The organism is Stenotrophomonas indicatrix (assembly GCF_002750975.1).
In the GTDB taxonomy this organism is placed as follows: Bacteria; Pseudomonadota; Gammaproteobacteria; order Xanthomonadales; family Xanthomonadaceae; genus Stenotrophomonas; species Stenotrophomonas indicatrix.
The window spans coordinates 925,144-942,952 of record NZ_PEJS01000001.1; the positions used below are offsets into that span (position 1 = coordinate 925,144).

Genomic DNA, 17,809 nt, shown 5'->3' on the forward strand with positions numbered 1-17,809 from the left:
TCGGCACCGACGGGTGGGACTTGAGTGGTCGCAGCAGCTGCGACCCGGCTCGGCTATCCTGCCACGCTCGTTGCCCCTGCAGGAAATCTCCGATGGCCAAAGCCCGCACCGCGTATGTCTGCAATGAATGCGGCGCCGAATACAGCAAGTGGCAAGGCCAGTGCACCGAGTGCAATGCCTGGAACTCGCTGTCGGAAATCGTCCTTGAGAGCGCTGCGGCGGCCAAGGCGCCCGCCTCGCGCCGTGCCGGCTGGGCGGGCAAGATCGACCCGCCGAAGATCACCGCACTGAAGGACGTGGCGCAGACCGAACACAACCGGGTCAGCACCGGCATCGGTGAATTCGACCGCGTGCTGGGCGGCGGCCTGGTCGAGGGCGCGGTGGTGCTGGTCGGTGGTGATCCGGGCATCGGCAAATCCACCCTGCTGCTGCAGGCGGTGGCGAAGATGGCTGCGGTCCTGCCGGTGCTCTACGTCACCGGTGAAGAATCACTGGCCCAGGTCGCCGGCCGCGCGCATCGGCTGGAGCTGCCGCTGGAGGGCGTCAACGCGCTGGCCGAGACCGGTGTCGAATCCATCCTGCAGCACGCCACCAAGAGTGGGCCGCGGCTGATCGTGGCCGATTCGGTACAGACGCTCTGGACCGAGACGCTGACCGCCGCGCCCGGTTCGGTCAGCCAGGTGCGCGAGAGTGCCGCACGGCTGGTGCGCTTCGCCAAGGAAACCGGAACCGCCGTGTTCCTGGTCGGCCATGTGACCAAGGAAGGCGGCATCGCCGGCCCGCGCGTGCTGGAGCACATGGTTGATGCCGTGCTGTATTTCGAAGGGGAGAGCGGCAGCCGCTTCCGCCTGCTGCGCGCGTTCAAGAACCGCTTTGGTGCGGTCAACGAACTGGGCGTGTTCGCGATGGGCGACAAGGGCCTGAAGGAGGTCTCCAATCCGTCGGCGATCTTCCTTTCCGGTGCCAGCACGCACCAGCCGGGCAGCTGCGTGATGGTTACCCGCGAGGGCACCCGGCCGCTTCTGGTGGAAGTGCAGGCGCTGGTCGACGCCTCGCCGCTGTCCAATCCGCGCCGCGTGGCGGTGGGGCTGGAGCAGAACCGCCTGGCCATGCTGCTGGCGGTGCTGCATCGGCATGGCGGCGTGCTGGTCGGCGACCAGGACGTGTTCGTCAACGTGGTCGGCGGCATCCGCGTGCAGGAGACCGCCGCCGACCTGCCGGTGCTGCTGGCGGTGCTGTCCTCGCTGCAGGACCGTCCGTTGGCCGAGAAGACCATCGCGTTCGGCGAAGTCGGCCTGTCCGGTGAGATCCGACCGGTGCCCAACGGCGAGGACCGCCTGCGCGAGGCGGCGACCCACGGTTTCAAGCGCGCCATCGTGCCCAAGGCCAATGCCCCCAAGGGCGGCTCGGTGAAGGGCATGGAAGTGATCGCGGTCGAACGCCTGTCCGAGGCCATCGACGCGGCGTGACCGGGGTCGGGTCCGTGCTCGGACCTGCAGATGCGGCCGACGGCACAGCAGCGGTCAGCCAGCCTGTGCTAGTTTTCCCGGCTCGACGAAGGCGCCCTCTGGCGCCTTTCCGTGGCAAGGAGTAATCGTTTACATGCAGGACCCGATGTTCAGCACCCCCGCCGCCGAAATCCGCCGCGCCGGGGTCGATCTCAATGGACTGATGACGGTGCTGGGCAAGCACCTGTATTCCACGCCGATGGTGGCGCTGCGTGAGCTTGTGCAGAACGCGCACGATTCGATCATCCGTCGCCGTATCGAGCAGCCCGGCATCCAGAGTGTGTCGCGCATCGACGTGCAGGTCGATGTCGCCGCCGGCGTGCTGCGCATCACCGATACCGGTGCCGGCCTGACCCGGCAGGAAATCCACGATTACCTGGCCACGGTCGGTGTCGGTTACACCCGGGGCCTGCGCCAGGACGGCGAGGACGATGAAGGCCTGATCGGCATGTTCGGCCTGGGGTTCCTGTCGGCCTTCGTATTGGCGCGCCGTGTCAGCGTGCGCACCACCTCCTACCAGGCGCCGCAGCTGGGCCACCTGTACGTGTCCAGCAACGCCGAGCAGTACACCGTCAGCGAAGTGCCGGCGCGCGCGATCGGCACCGAGGTCGAGCTGGAGCTGCATCCGGACTTCCTGCCGCTGGCCAACGAAGCGCGCCTGCACGAGGTGCTGGGCCGCTACTGCGCGCTGCTGTCCGAGCCGATCTTCATCGGTGCGGCGGCCGCCGCGATCAATCCCGAACCGCCGCCGTGGCGCGGGCAGGGTGACGTAGCCCTGCATCCGGTGCAGGCACGCCGCCAGGCGCAGCAGTTCGCGGCCCGTTTCGAACACGATTTCGAGCCCATCGTGACGATGCCGCTGCAGCCCGATGGCAGCAGCGACGCCGTCGGCATGCTCTGGGTGCAGGACGGTGCCACCTACGGCACCAGCGACAACCGCAACCTGTCGGTGTTCGTGCGCGGCATGCTGCTGGACGACGATGCACGCGACCTGCTGCCGCCGTGGGCCGGTTTCATCGGCGGGGTGATCGAATCATCGAAGCTGACCCCGACCGCCAGCCGCGAGGACCTGCAGCGCGATGACCACTATCGCGCCGTGCAGCACGCCCTGCTGGAAGCGCTGATCGATGGCCTGGCCGACGTCGCGCGGCAGCAGCCCGAAGCCTGGCGCCGCGTGCTCAGCCGCCACAACGAAGCCCTGCTGGGCGCGGCGCTGTGCGATGAGCGCCTGTTCGACCTGCTGCTGGAACACGTGCGGGTGCCGACTTCGCAGGGTGACCTGCCGGCCAGCGCGTTGCCGGCGCGCGGCGCAGTGCATGTGATCCTCGACAACGGTGGTGGCTTCGAGGAAATGCTGTTCCGCGCGATGGGCGTGCCGGTCGCGCATGGTCATCGCTACGCGGTGGTGCCGTTCCTGCGGCGCTGGGCCCAGGCCAAGGGCCTGCGCCTGGTCGAACTGGGTACCGAGCAGGGCAACCGCGCACTGTTCCGCACCGACGACAGCCTTGACGATACGCAGTTGGCCTGGCTGCGCGAACACCTAGGCGACGGCGAACAGCTGCTGCCCGCGCGGTTCAGCCCCGAGGCGTTGCCGGTGGTGGTGGTGCCCGACCGCGAAGCCGAACTGAAACAGCGCCTGGAAGACGACGAGAACGACAAGCGCGTATCGATGGCGGCACTGCGGCTGGCGCGCCAGTTCACCGCGCGCATCGAGGCGCGTGCGCCGTCGCGGCTGTACCTCAACCTGGACAATCCAGCGGTGCAGGCGTTGCTGCAGGCCCAGCGCGAGGGCCACCCGCAGGCCGGGGCGGCCGCGCGCCTGCTGCGATCGCTGAAGATCATCGTGTCCGCACAGGGCCGGCCGCTGCAGCAGAGCGCGGCGACGCCGGGCCCCGATCTCAATGGTGCATTTACCGACATTGCCGGTGCCCTGCAGCAGATGCTGCGCTGAGCACCGCTACTCCCTCTCATCCAGCCTTCGCTAGACAGGAGCATTACCCCCATGGATATCTGGAACTGGGTCGAAAAACTGCAGGAAGACCTGCGCCAGGCAGGCCAGGCGCAGAACGCCCACCTGCTGACCCGCCTTGCCGATGAAGTCAGTGAACTGCAGGTCGACCGCGTCGATGCACTGCTGCCCGAAGCGCGCGCGCTGGGCAAGGCGCTGGACAACCCCTGGGTCGACGTCTATGTCGGCCATTGGGCGCTGCGCAACCGCGTCGGCAACCGCGTGGAAGGCGAAAGCGCGCTGGGCGAGTCGGTGGCGCTGTTCGAGCGCGCACACCGTGCCGATACCCTGGACTGCCCGCAGTCGATCTGCGTCACCCAGGATCTTGCCGCCTGCTACGGCAACATCGATGGTCCGGGCTGGGTGCCCGAACGCATCGAGGTCTGCGACGAGACGCTGGGCCGCATCGACCCGAGCTGGGCCTGCTTCCAGTGCCTGAGCTGCGAGAAGGCCGACGCGCTGCTGGACGACGGCCGCGGCCAGGACGCGCTGGATTACCTGCAGGTGCAGGCGGCGGCGATCCAGGCGCGCGGCAAGGAAGTGTTCGACAGCTTCCCTGAAATGCAGATCAAGATCCTGCTGGCCAGCGGCCGTGCGCAGGAAGCGCTGGCGCTGATCGAGAAGCGCGAAGCCGAAGTGGCCGCTGCGGGCGAATACGAGCCAGCCAACTGCACGGTGCCGCGCCGGCTGTCCAAGGCCTGGGCACTGGCCCAGCTGGGGCGCGATGAAGAGGCGCTGCAGCAGCTGGTGCCATGGAGCGAGCTGACGCCGAATCACTGGCGGTTGTGGGCCAATACCGCTTCGACACTCTGCAGCCGTGATGCCACCCGCAACACCTGGGATCTGGGAACGCGCTTCAACACGATCATCGAGCACTTCGCCGCCGTCGGCGCGCATCGCCTGGTGATCGAGATCGCCGCGTTGAGCCTGGAGCTGGCCCTGCAGCGCGGTGCACGCTGGGTGGCGCAGCGCCAGCTGGGTCTGGCCCGCACCCATCTGGCGCAGCTGCGCCAGGACCGCGGCGCTGCCGCGCTGGTGGCCGGTCTGGCGGCACGCATCGAAGCGCTGCCGCAGATGGCGCCGCTGCCGGTGCCTGCCGCTGAGCTGCTGGCGTGGCTGGAAGCGCAGGGCGAACAGAACCAGTCGCGCGATCCCGAGCGCGAAGCGCAGTGGCTGCTGCAGGCGCACGCCGAGCGGCCGGACGACGGCGCGCTGGCCGAGGTCGCCGCCTCGGCGCTGCACGCATGTGGCGCGAAGACGGAAGCGCAGGCGCTGCTGTGGGGCTTCGTGCGCGGCCACGCGCAGGAAGACGGCGCGGCGGCCTACACGCTGATGCGTTGGCTGGCCGAGCAGGGCGATGATGATGGCCTGCGCAGGCTGGCCGCGACCTACCGCGACAGCGTGCCGGTGTTCGCGCACTGGTGCGAGGTGCAGCGTGCACGGCGCGCGTCCGACTGGCCTGCACTGGAACAGGCCGCGCAGGCGTTGCTGGCGTTGTCGCCAGGCTCGAACGGCGCACGCGGGACGCTTGCCCGCATGTACATGGAGACCGGCCGCTTCAGCGAAGCGCAGGCCTGCTATGCGCAGCTGGTGGAACTGCTGGAAGAGCCCAGTGCCGCGCATTGGGACCATATGAGTGCGGCCAGTGCGGCGCGCGACTGGGATGCGGTGCGCCGCTCGGCGGCAGCGATCGGCATGGAACTGTCCAGCCAGCAGGGCGTGGTCGAAGAGCCCTGGGGCTGGGTGATCATCCGCAGCGAAGAAGGCGGCGAGCCGATGGAGTACTACGCCCGCCGCAGCGGCCCGGTGACCGCGCGCATCGTCGAGAACGCACCGGCCAACCGCGCGCAGCAGGTGGGGGACTGGGTGGTATTCGACGCCGGCCTGGTACACCCCGCACCAGAGGACGAAGCGGAGCGCGAGCACTTCATTCCGACCTATGCGCAGGTGCATGTGCTGGAGCGGGGTGGTTTCGCGCGCAGCTGGCTGGTCGACGGCGCGCACCCGGGCGAGGAGGCATGGAACGCTTTCGTGGAGGCAGCCGAGGCACAGGGCTGGAAGGTGTGGTCGCACAGCCGTGCGGACTACACCGTGACCGATCCGGACGCGGAAGACGGGACGTTGCCGGGCCTGTTGTTCACCGTCGCCCAGCCGCAGGACCATGCGCCGCTTGCGCTGCACCGCTTCCTGCAGCAGGCCACGGCGGATTGGGCACATCCACACTGCTGGCTGCGCCTGGCCGAGGCCTGCGACCAGGACCGCCAGCCGCATCTGGACGCGATCGAACGGTACGGGTTGTAATCCCTGCCGCGCTGCGCGCGCCGGGCATGGCCCGGCGCTACCGGGCAACACACATGGGTAGCGCCGGCCATGCCCGGCGTCCTTCCACCACCAAGGAACTGGATATGCGAAAGACAGGGATGTGGGTGATCATCGGCCTGCTGCTGGCCCCCACCGTGCAGGCCGCGCCGGCCTGCCAGCAACCGGCTGACGTGGCGCGGGCCTTCTTCGAAGCGACCACCGGCAAGGGCGACCTGCTGGAGCCGCCGCAGGCACTGGTCAGTGCGGCGTTTGCCAAGGCGCTGCATGGCGAGCGTGCCTGCCAGGTGCGCGAAGAGGGCATCTGCACGCTCGATTCCGATCCGTGGCTGGACGCGCAGGACGGGGAGATCGACAGCCCGGTGCGCTACAGCTGGAAGCAGGCCTCGGCCACGGCCGGCCAGGTCGAAATGCGCTATCCGGTCTGGGGCAAGGCCTACGTGACCCGCGTGCCGATGGTGCGCAAAGGGGAGGGCTGCTGGCAGGTCGACGACATCCTCACCAACAGCGGTCGCTCGGTGCGCAGGATCCTGGCCCAACCGCTGCCTTGAGCATCCGGGGCATCCACGCACGGCGTGGATCTACCGTGCTCCGATTGCCGGCCGCTGGCCGGCACGCCTCTAGCGCGAATGCCCGAACACCAGCTCGATCACGAACTGGCTGCCGAAGAACGCCAGCAGCAGCAACAGCATCGCCGTCAGCGTCCAATGCACGGCCTTCGTGCCGCGCCAGCCATAGCGGCGGCGGCCGATCAGCAGCACGCCGAACACGATCCACGACAGCACGCTCAGCACCGTCTTGTGCACCAGCTTCTGCGCCAGCAGGTCGTCGACGAACAGCACGCCGGTAACCAGGGTCAGGGTCAGCAGGGCGAAGCCGACGGTGATCACCCTGAACAGCAGCGATTCCAGATCGGCCATCGGCGGCAGCGCACGCAGCCACGGACGGAATTCACGGCGCCGCAGCGCACGCTCCTGCAGCCACAGCATGATCGCCAGCAGCGCGGCGACGCTCAGCGTGGCGTAGGCCAGCAGTGCCAGCCAGGCGTGGCTGGCCAGGCGCCAGCCCAGCACCTTGCTCGGTTCATGGCCGTAGCCGTGGTAGACCACCAGCAGCAGCGCGGCCAGCGGGAACACCACTACGCCCAGAGTGGACATGCGCCCGCGCGCGCCCACCAGCGAGGTCAGCCAGGCCATTCCCAGGCCGACCAGCGACAACGCGGCGAAGAAGTGCATGTCCGGGCCGCCGGTCGTGCGCATCGCCACCAGCACGTGGTAACCGCCATGCAGCAGCATCGCCGGCAGCGCCGGCCACAGCCACGCGGGCGAGGTCACCCCGTCGTTGCGACCAAGGGCGCGCACCAGCAGGGCGCTGGCGGCCAGGTAGAGCAGGACGGCGATGAGAACGATTGTCATCGTTGAAGTTTCGCATACCCCCGCGGTGCTGGCGACGGGCGTGGCGTCGCAGTCCGGCGAGCGCGGTGGACCCGTTATACTGTGGGCCTTATTGTCCCCCGCTTTCAGACAGGTTGCGCCGCATGTTCGAGTCCCTGACCCAGCGCCTTTCCGGCACCATCGAGCGCCTGCGCGGCCGTGGCCGCCTGACCGAAGAGAACATCCGCGAGGCGACCCGCGAGGTCCGCATCGCCCTGCTTGAAGCCGACGTCGCGCTGCCGGTGGTGCAGGCCCTGATCGAACGCATCAAGGTGCGTGCGGTCGGCCAGGAAGTGCTGAAGTCGCTGACCCCGGGCCAGGCCCTGATCAAGGTCGTGCGCGACGAGCTGACCGCGGTGATGGGCGCCGAAGCCAGCGACCTGAACCTCAACGTTCCCGCGCCGGCCATCATCCTGATGGCGGGCCTGCAGGGCGCCGGCAAGACCACCACGGTCGGCAAGCTGGCCAAGCACCTGAAGGAAAAGCGCAAGAAGAAGGTGATGGTGGTCTCGGCCGACGTCTACCGTCCGGCGGCGATCGAGCAGCTGAAGACGCTGGCCGACCAGGTGGGCGTGCTGTTCTTCCCGTCCAGCGCCGAGCAGAAGCCGGAAGCCATCGTCCGCGCCGCCATCGATGACGCGCGCAAGTCGTTCGTCGACGTGCTGCTGGTCGATACCGCCGGCCGCCTGGCCATCGACGAAGCGATGATGGCCGAGATCAAGGCCCTGCACGCTGCGGTCAACCCGGCTGAAACGCTGTTCGTGGTCGATGCCATGACCGGCCAGGACGCGGCCAATACCGCCAAGGCCTTCGGTGATGCGCTGCCGCTGACCGGCGTGGTCCTGACCAAGACCGACGGTGACGCCCGTGGCGGCGCCGCGCTGAGCGTGCGCTACATCACCGGCAAGCCGATCAAGTTCGTCGGTGTCAGCGAAAAGCCGGAAGGCCTGGACGTGTTCCACCCGGACCGTATTGCCAGCCGCATCCTCGACATGGGCGACGTGCTGTCGCTGGTCGAGCAGGTCGAGCAGCAGGTCGACAAGGACAAGGCGCAGAAGCTGGCCGAGAAGGTCGCCAAGGGCAAGAAGTTCGATCTGAACGACATGCGCGACCAGCTCGAGCAGATGCAGAACATGGGCGGCATCGGCGGCCTGATGGACAAGCTGCCGGGCCTGGGCCAGATTCCCGAGCACCTCAAGCAGCAGGTCAGCCAGGGCAAGGAAGTGCCGCGCATGATCGCCATCATCGGCTCGATGACCAAGAAGGAACGGCGCAACCCGAACCTGCTCAATGGCTCGCGTCGCGCCCGCATCGCCAAGGGCTCGGGCGTGACCCCGGCCGACGTCAACAAGCTCATGAAGCAGTACATGCAGATGGAAAAGATGATGAGCAAGATGGCCGGTGGCGGCATGAAGGGCATGATGCGCAGCATGAAGGGCATGATGGGCGCCATGGGCGGCCGTGGCATGCCGTTCCGCTGAGCGCGCGCTGTATCGGACGCTTGAACAACCCACGGAATCAATCAAAGGAATGTGCATGAACAAGTCGATCGTGGTGATGGCGCTGGCCCTGGGCCTGGTTGCCTGCAAGGACGACACCTCCGTGTCGCAGAAGGCCGGTAGTGCCATCAGTGGTACCGCTGCCGATTTCGTCGCCGGGCTGGGCGAGGGCGTGGACAAGCGCATGAACGTGACGCTGCAGGCCGATCCGGGCCTGGCCGCGCAGGGCCTCACCGTCACCCTCGGCAAGAGCCGTGGCATGGGCTCCAAGGACGCGGCGGTGTACGTGGTGGCCGACAAGGCCTTCAAGGGCAAGCTGGTGGCGCGTGCGCTGGATGCCGAGGGCACCGAGATCGGTCGCGCCAGCGCCGAGGAAGAGTTCGCCGCTGATGACGCGCGCTACGTGACGTTCAAGTTCAACGAAGAAATGGACAGCCAGCTGGTCCGCACCTACGCGGTGTCTGCACGCTGAGCCAGGCGGGAGCGGATCGCCCGGGGCGACGCTCCCGTCCACAGTGTCTGGCGTATGCTGGCAGCGACTCCTCCCACAGGTGCGTCGCGTGAGCCTTTCGCCGATTCTCGAACGCGCCGACGATTTCTGTCGGCGTTTTTCATTGCAGCTGCCGATCCTGCTGGCACCGATGGCCGGTGCTTGTCCGGTTCCGCTTTCCGCCGCGCTGGCCAACGCCGGCAGCATGGGCGCGATGGGGGCCGTGTTGTCGCCGGCGGCGGATATCGGTCGCTGGATGCAGGACTTCCGTGCAGCGTCCAGCGGGCCGGCGCAGGTGAACCTGTGGTTGCCCGATCCCGCGCCGGTGCGCGATGTGGCCGCCGAGGCCGCCACGCGTGCGTTCCTGGGCCAGTGGGGGCCGGAGGTTGCGGCCAGCGCAGCGGATGCCACGCCTGCCGATTTCGAGGAGCAGTTCAGTGCGCTGCTGGCGGCACGGCCGGCGGTGGCCTCGACCATCATGGGCGTGCTGTCGCCGCGTCATGTGCAGCAGTTGAAGGATGCGGGCATCGCCTGGATCGCCTGCGCTACGACGCTGGCCGAAGCGCGTGCTGCGCAGGACGCAGGTGCTGACGCGGTGGTCGCACAGGGCGCCGAAGCCGGCGGCCATCGCGGCGCCTTCGATCCGATGCGTGCAGAGCAGCAGCTGGTCGGCCTGTTCGCACTGCTGCCGCGGCTGGCGGACAACCTGGATATTCCGGTGATCGCTGCGGGCGGAATCGGCGACGGTCGCGGCATTGCTGCTGCCTTGATGCTCGGGGCCAGTGCCGTGCAGATCGGCACGGCCTTCCTGCGCACACCCGAAGCAGCGGTGGCGCCGGCATGGGCCGATGCGTTGGCCCGCAGCGAACCCGAAGACACCTGGCCGACGCGCGCGTTCAGTGGGCGCCTTGGCCGCGGCCTGGCGACTGCCTACGTGCGTGCAGCTGCTGCCGAGGGCGCACCCGCGCCGCGCCCGTACCCGGTGCAGCGTGGCCTGACTGGACCGATGCGCAAGCAGGCCACGCAGGAAAACCGGCTTGCTGCGATGCAGGCCTGGGCCGGGCAGTCGGCGTGGATGGCACCGGCAGCGCCGGCCGCTGACGTGCTGCGTGGCATGTGGGAACAGGCGCAGGCGCTGCTGCGATGACGGTGACCTGCAACGGCGCAACGGCGCGGGCCGAAGACCTGCTGCCGGCGCTGACCAACTACGGCCACTTCACCTCGTTGCAGGTGCGCGGCAACGCGGTGCAGGGTCTTGATCTGCATCTGCGGCGGCTGGCCAAGGCAACGCAGGAACTGTTCGGCAGCGGGCTTGATATCGCGCAGGTGCAGGCGTGGATGGCGCAGGCGCTGCAACAGGCCGGCCAGGTCGACGCATCGATGCGGGTCACCGTGTTCTCGCGCCGTTTCGATTTCCGCGCGCCGCTGGCAAGCGTGCCGGTGGATGTACTGGTTGCCGTCTCCGCGCCGGTCGCGCTGACCGCGCCGAAATGCGTACGCAGCGCGACATGGCAGCGAGAGCTGCCGCAGATCAAGCATGTCGGTACGTTTGGCCTGTTCGCCCAGCGCCGTGCCGCGTTGGCAGCGGGTTTCGACGATGCGCTGTTCGTGACTGCCGACGGGCAGATCAGCGAGGGCACCACCTGGAACCTGGCCGTGCATGACGGCGAACACCTGATCTGGCCACAGGCGCCTGCGCTGCGGGGAACCGCTGAAGCGCTGCTGCAGGCGGGCTGGGTGGGCCCACAGCAGACCCGGCCGTTGCGGCTGGATGAGCTGGCCGGCATGCGGGCGGCCTTCGCCTGCAACGCCAGCGGGTTGTGGGCGCTGGATGCCATCAATGGTCAGGCGCTGCCGGGTTCGCAGGCCCTGGCCGAACAGGGCAGGGCGGTGTTGGCCCGGGTGCCCTGGCAGTCGCTTTCCTGAACGAAGTGCGTTGGTGGATGCTCGCCGGGCATGCCCCGGCCCTATCGTGGAGACCCATGGCGGGTAGCGCCGGGCCATGCCCGGCGGATGCTTTCGCAGCACAGGACAGCAGGAGTTCCAATCCGTATGGGCACAGTCACCGAGCAGCATCGCGCGGTAGCGATGCACGCGCTGAAGATCATGGGCGGCGACGCACGGCCCAAGGTCCAGGCCTTTTACGATGACCGTCGCCAGCGTTCGGTCGACATCCTGACGACACTCAGCGCTCCGGAAGCGGGCCTCAAGTCGATTTCGTCCATCGGACTATCTGATTGCGCTCTACGTCATTCGAATGGTCGTGAACTGGAAACGCACGTCGAGCTTTGCGCATGTGTAACTGCCTTCTTCTGGCGTGAGGGAAAGTTTGCGGGACTGCAGCTGCCATCTCTCGCGATAAACTGGCTCCAGTGCATCGCCATCCATGAATCTGAGCGGCGCCTGATCGAGCAGATTGGCGCGGACGTATTTGATGATCTGCTGCAACGTCACGAGGTCGACGTGTTCGACATGGATCGTATCGCGCTGCCTGCATCGGGCGCCGCGTGACGCCTTTGGCATTGGCCGGACGCGGGATCAGTCGCTGAATCCATCACTTTGCTGAATGAAAGCCGCCGGGCATGGCCCGGCACTACCGGACAGGCCCGTTTTTTTTTTCGGGGTTGGCTCGGCCGGACTCTGCCGCTATAATCGCCCGCTTACCGCGCCATCCTGGCGACTGGGCAATAGGAAAAAACCACCATGGTCAAGATTCGACTGACCCGCGGCGGCGCCAAGAAGCGTCCGTTCTACCACATCATCGTCACCGACGTCCGCAGCGCCCGCGACGGCCGCAACATCGAGCGCGTTGGCTTCTACAACCCGGTTGCACAGGGCGGCGAGAAGCGCATCGAGCTGGACCTGGCCCGCGTTGACCATTGGGTCAAGAACGGCGCCCAGCCGACCGAGAAAGTTCGCAACCTGATCAAGGAAGCGAGCAAGTCCCAGGCCGCTGCGGCCTGATCCTGACGGGCCGCGCCCTGGTGCGGCCCATCTGATTGAACGCAGATGAAAGATAACGAGCGCCGCATCCTGCTTGGCAGGATTGTCGGCGCTTTTGGTGTGCGCGGCGAAATAAAGCTCGAGTCCTGGACCGAGCCGCGTTCCGCTATTTTCCGTTACCAACCGTGGATCCTGCGCAGCCCCAACGGGCAGGAATCGACGCTTGAAGGCGCCCGTGGCCGGGATACCGGCAAGCACCTGGTGGCCCGTTTCCCGGGCATCGAGGATCGCGACACGGTCGAGGCGATGCATGGCACCGAGGTCTTCGTGGCCCGCAGTGCGCTGCCGCCGCCCAATGCCGACGAGTATTACTGGGTCGATCTGGAGGGCCTGGATGTGAAGACCGTCGAAGGCGTTGCCCTCGGCCAGGTCTCGCACCTGTTCAGTACCGGCGCCAACGATGTGGTGGTCGTACGCGGTGACCGCGAGCGGATGATTCCGTTCGTCGTGCCGGAGTTCGTCAAATCCGTCGACTTCGAGGCCAATCTGGTCGTGGTCGACTGGGACCCCGAGTTCTGAGTGTGAGCATGCGTTTCGACGTCATCACCCTGTTCCCCGATTTCCTCGCCCAGTCCGCTGGGCTGGGTGTGGTCGGCCGTGCGCAGGAAAAGGGATTGTTCAGCCTGCATGGCTGGAATCCCCGTGATTACGCCGAGGGCAACTACCGCCGGGTGGACGATCGTCCGTTCGGCGGTGGCCCGGGCATGGTGATGCTGATCGAGCCGCTGCAGGCGTGCCTGCAGGCGATCCGTGAGGCCGATCCGACGCCTGCGCGGGTGATCCATCTCAGCCCGCAGGGCGCGCCGTTGACCCAGGCCAAGGTGCGGGAACTGGCGGCATTGCCGCGCATGGTCCTGCTCTGCGGCCGCTATGAAGGCATCGACGAGCGTTTCCTGGCCGCCAATGTCGACGAGGAGATTTCCCTCGGCGACTACGTGTTGTCCGGCGGTGAGCTGGGGGCGGCGGTCATCATCGACGCGGTGGCCCGGCTGCAGGAAGGCGCCTTGAATGACGCCGAATCGGCCGCGCAGGACAGTTTCGAAGGCGACCTCGGCCTGCTTGACTGCCCGCATTACAGCCAGCCGGCCCAGCATCCGCTGGGGGACGTGCCGGACGTGCTGCGCTCGGGCAACCATGCCGCCATCGCCGCCTGGCGCCGGCAGCAGTCGTTGATCCGTACCGCACAGCGGCGCCCGGACCTGCTGGATGAACAGGCGCTGGGCAAGGCCGACCGCAAGCTGCTGGCCCTGGCCCGCCAGGTCCCGGCGGAAAAGGGCAAGGTCTAGCGCCAGCCCTGCTTTATCGGCTATCATGGCCAATTACGCCGGCCCCGGCCGGTGCGCAGTACCCAAAACAAACGTGCAGCACAGTCCGGTGACTGCATGAGCCCACGCTGTCGAATGACACGCCCACCCGAACAATGAATCGGTGTAACCCATGAGCAAGCTGAACAAGTCCATCGTCGCGGAATTCGAATCCGCCCAGATCACCCGCGAACTGCCGCAGTTCAGCCAGGGCGACACCATTGTCGTCAACGTGAAGGTGAAGGAAGGTACCCGCGAGCGCGTGCAGGCCTATGAAGGCGTTGTCATCGCGACCAAGAACGGCGGCCTGAACTCCTCGTTCACCGTGCGCAAGATCTCGCACGGCTACGGCGTCGAGCGCGTGTTCCAGACCCACAGCGCCATCATCGACTCGGTCGAAGTGAAGCGCCGTGGTAAGGTCCGCGCCGGCAAGCTGTACTACCTGCGTGGCCTGGAAGGCAAGGCTGCCCGCATCAAGGAAGATCTGGCTGCTGCTGCTGCCGCCAAGGCAGCCCGTCTGGCAACCAAGGGCTGATAAACAACTTCGGTTGTTGCCGCGACGGCCGCCTTCGGGCGGCCGTTTGCGTTTGTGGTGCCGCCTCGTTAGTTTCAGTGGATGGATGAGACCGACCATCGATACCCGGCGGACATCCAGGTGGCGCTGCGCTTCCTGGACCGTTCCGGGGTGCCACGGAGGGAAGCGGCCCCCTTGCTGCACCGCATGCTGTGGCGGCTGGGTGTCGCGCTTCCGCCGCCGATACTGGCCGGTTTCCTGACCAATACGCTCCTGCAGGGCCTGCTGTTTGGCGTGTTCTGGACGGTACTGATGTGGCTGCTGTTGTGGCAGGGCAGGGCCCCGGCGCTGGAACTACTGTTGCTTGCCGGGGTGGCGGCAGGCGTGATGTTCGGCCTGGTGATGGCCACCCTGATGTGGTTCCTGCGCGGGGCCCGCAAGCTGCCCACCTGGCGGCAGTTCCGCAGCAGCCTCTGAGACCATGGCGCAGTGCGCCGTGACCGCTGCCGGGCGGCGGCGTACGCTCGGGCCTTCACCCCTCATGGCCCCTGCGATGCCCGCCAAGCGACCTGCCAGCAGTGCCGCGCCGAAGCTGCTGTCCGGCGGTAACCCGCAGATCGCCAAGGGTGAGGGCGACGCGCCCGTGCAGGCTTATATCGCTGCCATGCCGGACTGGAAACGGGCCGTTGGTGAGCGTCTGGACGCCCTGATCGAACAGGCCGTGCCCGGCGTGCACAAGGCAGTGAAATGGAACTCGCCGATGTACGGCGTTGCTGCCGGCGAGGGCTGGTTCCTCAGCTTCCATTGCTTCGCCCGCTACATCAAGGTCGCGTTCTTCCGCGGCGCGCTGTTGCAGCCTGTTCCGCCTGAACCGTCCAAGAGCGCCGACACGCGCTACCTGCACATCCTTGAGGGCGAGCCGCTGGACGAGGCGCGGTTCCTCGACTGGGTGCGGCAGGCCAGCCAGCTGCCTGGCGAACGCATGTAATCCCCCAGGTTCTTTCCCCGAACGAGACCACGCGATGGCCACGCAGAAGTCCGATCCCGCAGATGCCGCTCTCCCCGCTGCCGCCCTGATTGACGCCCGCATCGCCGAGCTCCCTGATTGGCGCGGCGACATCCTCGCCCGCGTGCGCGCGCTGATCCACGAGGCGCTGCCGGACGTGGAGGAAACCTGGAAATGGCGCGGCACACCGGTGTGGGAACACAATGGCATCCTGTGCACCGGCGAAACCTACAAGCAGGCAGTGAAGCTGACCTTCGCCCACGGCGCCGCGTTGCCGGACCCGAAGCGATTGTTCAATGCCAGCCTGGAAGGCGGCACACGCCGCGCGATCGACATCCACGAAGGCGGAATGCCCAACGCCGCGGCGCTGAAAGCACTGCTGCGCGCCGCCGCCAGGCACAACGCGGAAAAGAAAAAGCGGTAGTGCCGGCCGCTGGCCGGCAACTGCGCGATGTTTGCGACGTCCATGGAGTTGCCGGCCAGCGGCCGGCACTACCGGTGCATGTTCAACGCGGTGGAATGGTTTCCAGCGCCGCATCCGGGTCGGCCACCGGCGAAGGCGGACAGGCGGGAATCTCCGAGGGCGTGGCGAGTTCTTCGGCATGCACCGGTGTACTGATCATCTTCGCCTTGCGCCAGCCACCCCAGCGGTAATACGCCAGCGACAGCAGCATCGACACCAGCGAACCGGCCGGGAAACTCCACCAGATCGCATCGGCACCCCAGTACGGCTGCAGGAATTCGGCGAACGGCACGCGCACGCCCCACAGCGACGCGGCCAGGATCAGCAGCGGCGGCAGCACCGCGCCGGTGGAGCGCACCACGCCGGAGATCACGAAGCTGACGCCGAAGAACAGGAACGAACCGATCACGATGTGGTTCAGGTGCCGCGCGATCTGCAGCGACTCGCTGCCCTGCGGCAGGAACAAGGCCAGCGAATACTGGTCCAGCAGCACAAGCGGCAGGATCAACGCGCCGGTCAGCAGGAAGTTGAACGCGATGCCCTGGCGTGCGGTACCGCGCACGCGATCCCAGCGCTGCGCACCGACATTCTGCGCGGCCATCGACGAACACGCCGCACCGATCGCCATCGCCGGCATCTGCACGTAGTTCCACAGCTGCAGCGATGCACCGTAGGCTGCGCCGGTGTCAGTGCCGTACTGGTTGACCATGGTCATCAGCATGATCACCGACAGCGAGATCAGCACCATCTGCAGGCCCATCGGCACGCCCTTGACCACCAGCGCGCGCAGGATGGTCATGTCCAGCTTGAACAGGTGCATGTCGGCGCGGCCCAGCCACAGCGTGTGCCGCTTGTGCCGCATGTACAGCAGCAGGCCGGCCAGCGACAGCGTCTGCGACACCAGCGTGGCCCACGCCGAGCCGGCGATGCCCAGTTCCGGGAACGGCCCCATGCCGAAGATCAGCACCGGGTTCAGGGCGATGTCCAGCACCACCGAGACCAGCAGGAAGCGGAAGGGCGTGCGCGAATCGCCGGCACCGCGCAGCGCCGCACTGAGGAAGGCGAAGGCGTACAGCGTTGGCATCGCCAGGAAGATGATGCGCAGATAGGCCTCGGCCAACGGCAGCGAGGCGGCGGGCGTGCCCATCGCCGCCAGCAGCGGGTGGGCCAGGAACCAGCCGGCGATGGCGATGATCACCGACAGGCCGATGAAGAACGTGGCGCTGGTGCCGACCACGCGTCGTGCCTGGGCGATGTCGCGCGCACCGATGGCCTGGCCGATCAGGATGGTCGAGGCCATGCCGAAGCCGAACACCGAACCGATCAGGAAGAACATGATGTTGTTGGCGTTCGCGGTCGCGGTCAGTGCCGCTTCGCCAAGGAAGCGCCCCACCCATACCGCATTCACCGAGCCGTTCAGCGACTGCGCGATGTTGCCTGCCAGGATCGGCAGCGCGAACAGCAGCAGGTTGCGGCCGATCGGGCCGGAGGTCAGGTCAAGCGGCGCTTTGGCCATGGAGTGGTGATCGATTCCCGGGAGGCGCACACTAGCATCAAGCCGGTTTGCAGGATGTGGCAATGCATCAACCACAACAGGCGATGCGGATGATCGTGGCGGCCTTGATCGCAGCGACACTGGCCGCATGTTCGTCGGGTGACCGGCTGGGCGATACCCAGGTGCGGCCGACCGACCGCCCCGAGTGCCTGGTCGGCAGCCAGCGCCAGGACCTGGCGGCCGGCACGCCGGCATTGATCGGGGGCAGCGGCTGCCGCACCGACCCCGACAATCCGCGCCCCCTGAACAAGCGAACGGAGTAGTCCCCACCGATGTCCGAGCTTTCCCCGTTGGCGCCCAGCGTCCGTCTGGACATCTGGTTGTGGGCGGCCCGCTTCTTCAAGACCCGCAGCCTGGCCAAACAGGCGATCGAGACCGGCAAGGTATCCGTGGCCGGGCAGCGTCCGAAATCCTCGCGCGCAGTACGCGTGGGAGAGCAGCTGCTGGTCGATCGCGGTGAGGAACACTTCGAGATCCAGGTGCTGGGCCTGAGCGACCAGCGCGGTCCGGCGCCGGTGGCGCAGCAGTTGTATGCCGAGAGCGAAGCCTCCAAGGCCCGCCGCGCCGAACAGCGTGCGCTGCGCATTGCCGCGCGTGATGGCTACCAGGCACCGGAGCACAAGCCGGACAAGCGCGCACGCCGGTTGATCCGCGCATTGGGTGATATCGACGCGCTATGACGGCGCCGCCCGGGCGCTGGTAGTTGC

At 67.4% G+C, this 17,809-nt stretch carries 20 protein-coding genes; 18 read left to right on the plus strand and 2 right to left on the minus strand.

The window, feature by feature from the left end:
* Nucleotides 1–92: 92 nt before the first annotated feature.
* From radA to CR918_RS04385, 4 genes are all read left to right on the plus strand, one after another.
* The gene (radA, locus tag CR918_RS04370) at nucleotides 93–1,469 is read left to right on the plus strand and encodes a DNA repair protein RadA (RefSeq protein ID WP_025873829.1); all 1,377 of its coding nucleotides are present in this window, start codon (nucleotides 93–95) and stop codon (nucleotides 1,467–1,469) included.
* Between the two features lie 133 nt (nucleotides 1,470–1,602).
* Nucleotides 1,603–3,459: an ATP-binding protein gene (locus CR918_RS04375; protein WP_032975991.1), complete on the plus strand. Its 1,857-nt coding sequence runs from the start codon at nucleotides 1,603–1,605 to the stop codon at nucleotides 3,457–3,459.
* Nucleotides 3,460–3,510: 51 nt separating this feature from the next.
* Nucleotides 3,511–5,817, plus strand: a complete 2,307-nt coding sequence (locus CR918_RS04380) for a tetratricopeptide repeat protein (RefSeq protein WP_099842138.1) — start codon at nucleotides 3,511–3,513, stop codon at nucleotides 5,815–5,817.
* 104 nt (nucleotides 5,818–5,921) lie between these two features.
* A complete protein-coding gene (locus tag CR918_RS04385) occupies nucleotides 5,922–6,386 on the plus strand; it encodes a YqhG/Tai3 family protein (protein WP_059063500.1) in 465 nt (154 codons plus the stop codon).
* A gap of 69 nt (nucleotides 6,387–6,455) precedes the next feature.
* Here CR918_RS04385 and CR918_RS04390 read toward each other — a convergent pair whose 3' ends face one another.
* A complete protein-coding gene (locus CR918_RS04390) occupies nucleotides 6,456–7,250 on the minus strand; it encodes a cytochrome C assembly family protein (protein ID WP_099842139.1) in 795 nt (264 codons plus the stop codon).
* 122 nt (nucleotides 7,251–7,372) lie between these two features.
* Between CR918_RS04390 and ffh the strand changes: the two genes are divergently transcribed.
* From ffh to CR918_RS04450, 12 genes are all read left to right on the plus strand, one after another.
* Complete coding sequence (gene ffh, locus CR918_RS04395) at nucleotides 7,373–8,749, plus strand: signal recognition particle protein (RefSeq protein WP_025873824.1); 1,377 nt, start codon at nucleotides 7,373–7,375, stop codon at nucleotides 8,747–8,749.
* A 55-nt stretch (nucleotides 8,750–8,804) separates the two neighbouring features.
* On the plus strand, nucleotides 8,805–9,239 hold the full coding sequence (locus tag CR918_RS04400) for a hypothetical protein (protein WP_025873823.1): 435 nt from the start codon (nucleotides 8,805–8,807) through the stop codon (nucleotides 9,237–9,239).
* Between the two features lie 88 nt (nucleotides 9,240–9,327).
* Complete coding sequence (locus CR918_RS04405; protein WP_099842140.1) at nucleotides 9,328–10,404, plus strand: NAD(P)H-dependent flavin oxidoreductase; 1,077 nt, start codon at nucleotides 9,328–9,330, stop codon at nucleotides 10,402–10,404.
* Nucleotides 10,401–11,183 (plus strand): aminotransferase class IV family protein, encoded by a 783-nt coding sequence (locus CR918_RS04410; protein ID WP_099842141.1) that lies wholly within the window; start codon nucleotides 10,401–10,403, stop codon nucleotides 11,181–11,183. The genes CR918_RS04405 and CR918_RS04410 overlap by 4 nt, the downstream gene beginning before the upstream one ends.
* 126 nt (nucleotides 11,184–11,309) lie before the next feature.
* The gene (locus tag CR918_RS04415; RefSeq protein ID WP_099842142.1) at nucleotides 11,310–11,768 is read left to right on the plus strand and encodes a suppressor of fused domain protein; all 459 of its coding nucleotides are present in this window, start codon (nucleotides 11,310–11,312) and stop codon (nucleotides 11,766–11,768) included.
* 192 nt (nucleotides 11,769–11,960) lie between these two features.
* Nucleotides 11,961–12,221: a 30S ribosomal protein S16 gene (gene rpsP / locus CR918_RS04420; protein WP_025873821.1), complete on the plus strand. Its 261-nt coding sequence runs from the start codon at nucleotides 11,961–11,963 to the stop codon at nucleotides 12,219–12,221.
* A gap of 45 nt (nucleotides 12,222–12,266) precedes the next feature.
* A complete protein-coding gene (rimM, locus tag CR918_RS04425; protein ID WP_025873820.1) occupies nucleotides 12,267–12,779 on the plus strand; it encodes a ribosome maturation factor RimM in 513 nt (170 codons plus the stop codon).
* Nucleotides 12,780–12,787: 8 nt separating this feature from the next.
* Nucleotides 12,788–13,546, plus strand: a complete 759-nt coding sequence (gene trmD, locus CR918_RS04430; protein WP_025873819.1) for a tRNA (guanosine(37)-N1)-methyltransferase TrmD — start codon at nucleotides 12,788–12,790, stop codon at nucleotides 13,544–13,546.
* A 151-nt stretch (nucleotides 13,547–13,697) separates the two neighbouring features.
* Nucleotides 13,698–14,099, plus strand: a complete 402-nt coding sequence (gene rplS, locus CR918_RS04435) for a 50S ribosomal protein L19 (RefSeq protein WP_025873818.1) — start codon at nucleotides 13,698–13,700, stop codon at nucleotides 14,097–14,099.
* Nucleotides 14,100–14,180: 81 nt separating this feature from the next.
* A complete protein-coding gene (locus CR918_RS04440; protein ID WP_025873817.1) occupies nucleotides 14,181–14,555 on the plus strand; it encodes a DUF6404 family protein in 375 nt (124 codons plus the stop codon).
* A gap of 76 nt (nucleotides 14,556–14,631) precedes the next feature.
* The gene (locus tag CR918_RS04445) at nucleotides 14,632–15,066 is read left to right on the plus strand and encodes a DUF1801 domain-containing protein (protein WP_099783273.1); all 435 of its coding nucleotides are present in this window, start codon (nucleotides 14,632–14,634) and stop codon (nucleotides 15,064–15,066) included.
* A gap of 34 nt (nucleotides 15,067–15,100) precedes the next feature.
* The gene (locus CR918_RS04450; protein WP_032976004.1) at nucleotides 15,101–15,508 is read left to right on the plus strand and encodes a DUF1801 domain-containing protein; all 408 of its coding nucleotides are present in this window, start codon (nucleotides 15,101–15,103) and stop codon (nucleotides 15,506–15,508) included.
* Between the two features lie 82 nt (nucleotides 15,509–15,590).
* Here CR918_RS04450 and CR918_RS04455 read toward each other — a convergent pair whose 3' ends face one another.
* Nucleotides 15,591–17,063 (minus strand): MATE family efflux transporter, encoded by a 1,473-nt coding sequence (locus tag CR918_RS04455; RefSeq protein ID WP_025873814.1) that lies wholly within the window; start codon nucleotides 17,061–17,063, stop codon nucleotides 15,591–15,593.
* Nucleotides 17,064–17,125: 62 nt separating this feature from the next.
* On the opposite strand from CR918_RS04455, the gene CR918_RS04460 reads away from it, so the two are divergent.
* Nucleotides 17,126–17,365, plus strand: coding sequence for a hypothetical protein (locus CR918_RS04460; RefSeq protein ID WP_099842143.1), 240 nt, complete (start codon nucleotides 17,126–17,128; stop codon nucleotides 17,363–17,365).
* Nucleotides 17,366–17,374: 9 nt separating this feature from the next.
* Entirely contained in the window at nucleotides 17,375–17,782 is a 408-nt protein-coding gene (locus CR918_RS04465; RefSeq protein WP_025873812.1) for an RNA-binding S4 domain-containing protein, read from the plus strand.
* The last annotated feature ends 27 nt before the right edge of the window (nucleotides 17,783–17,809 follow it).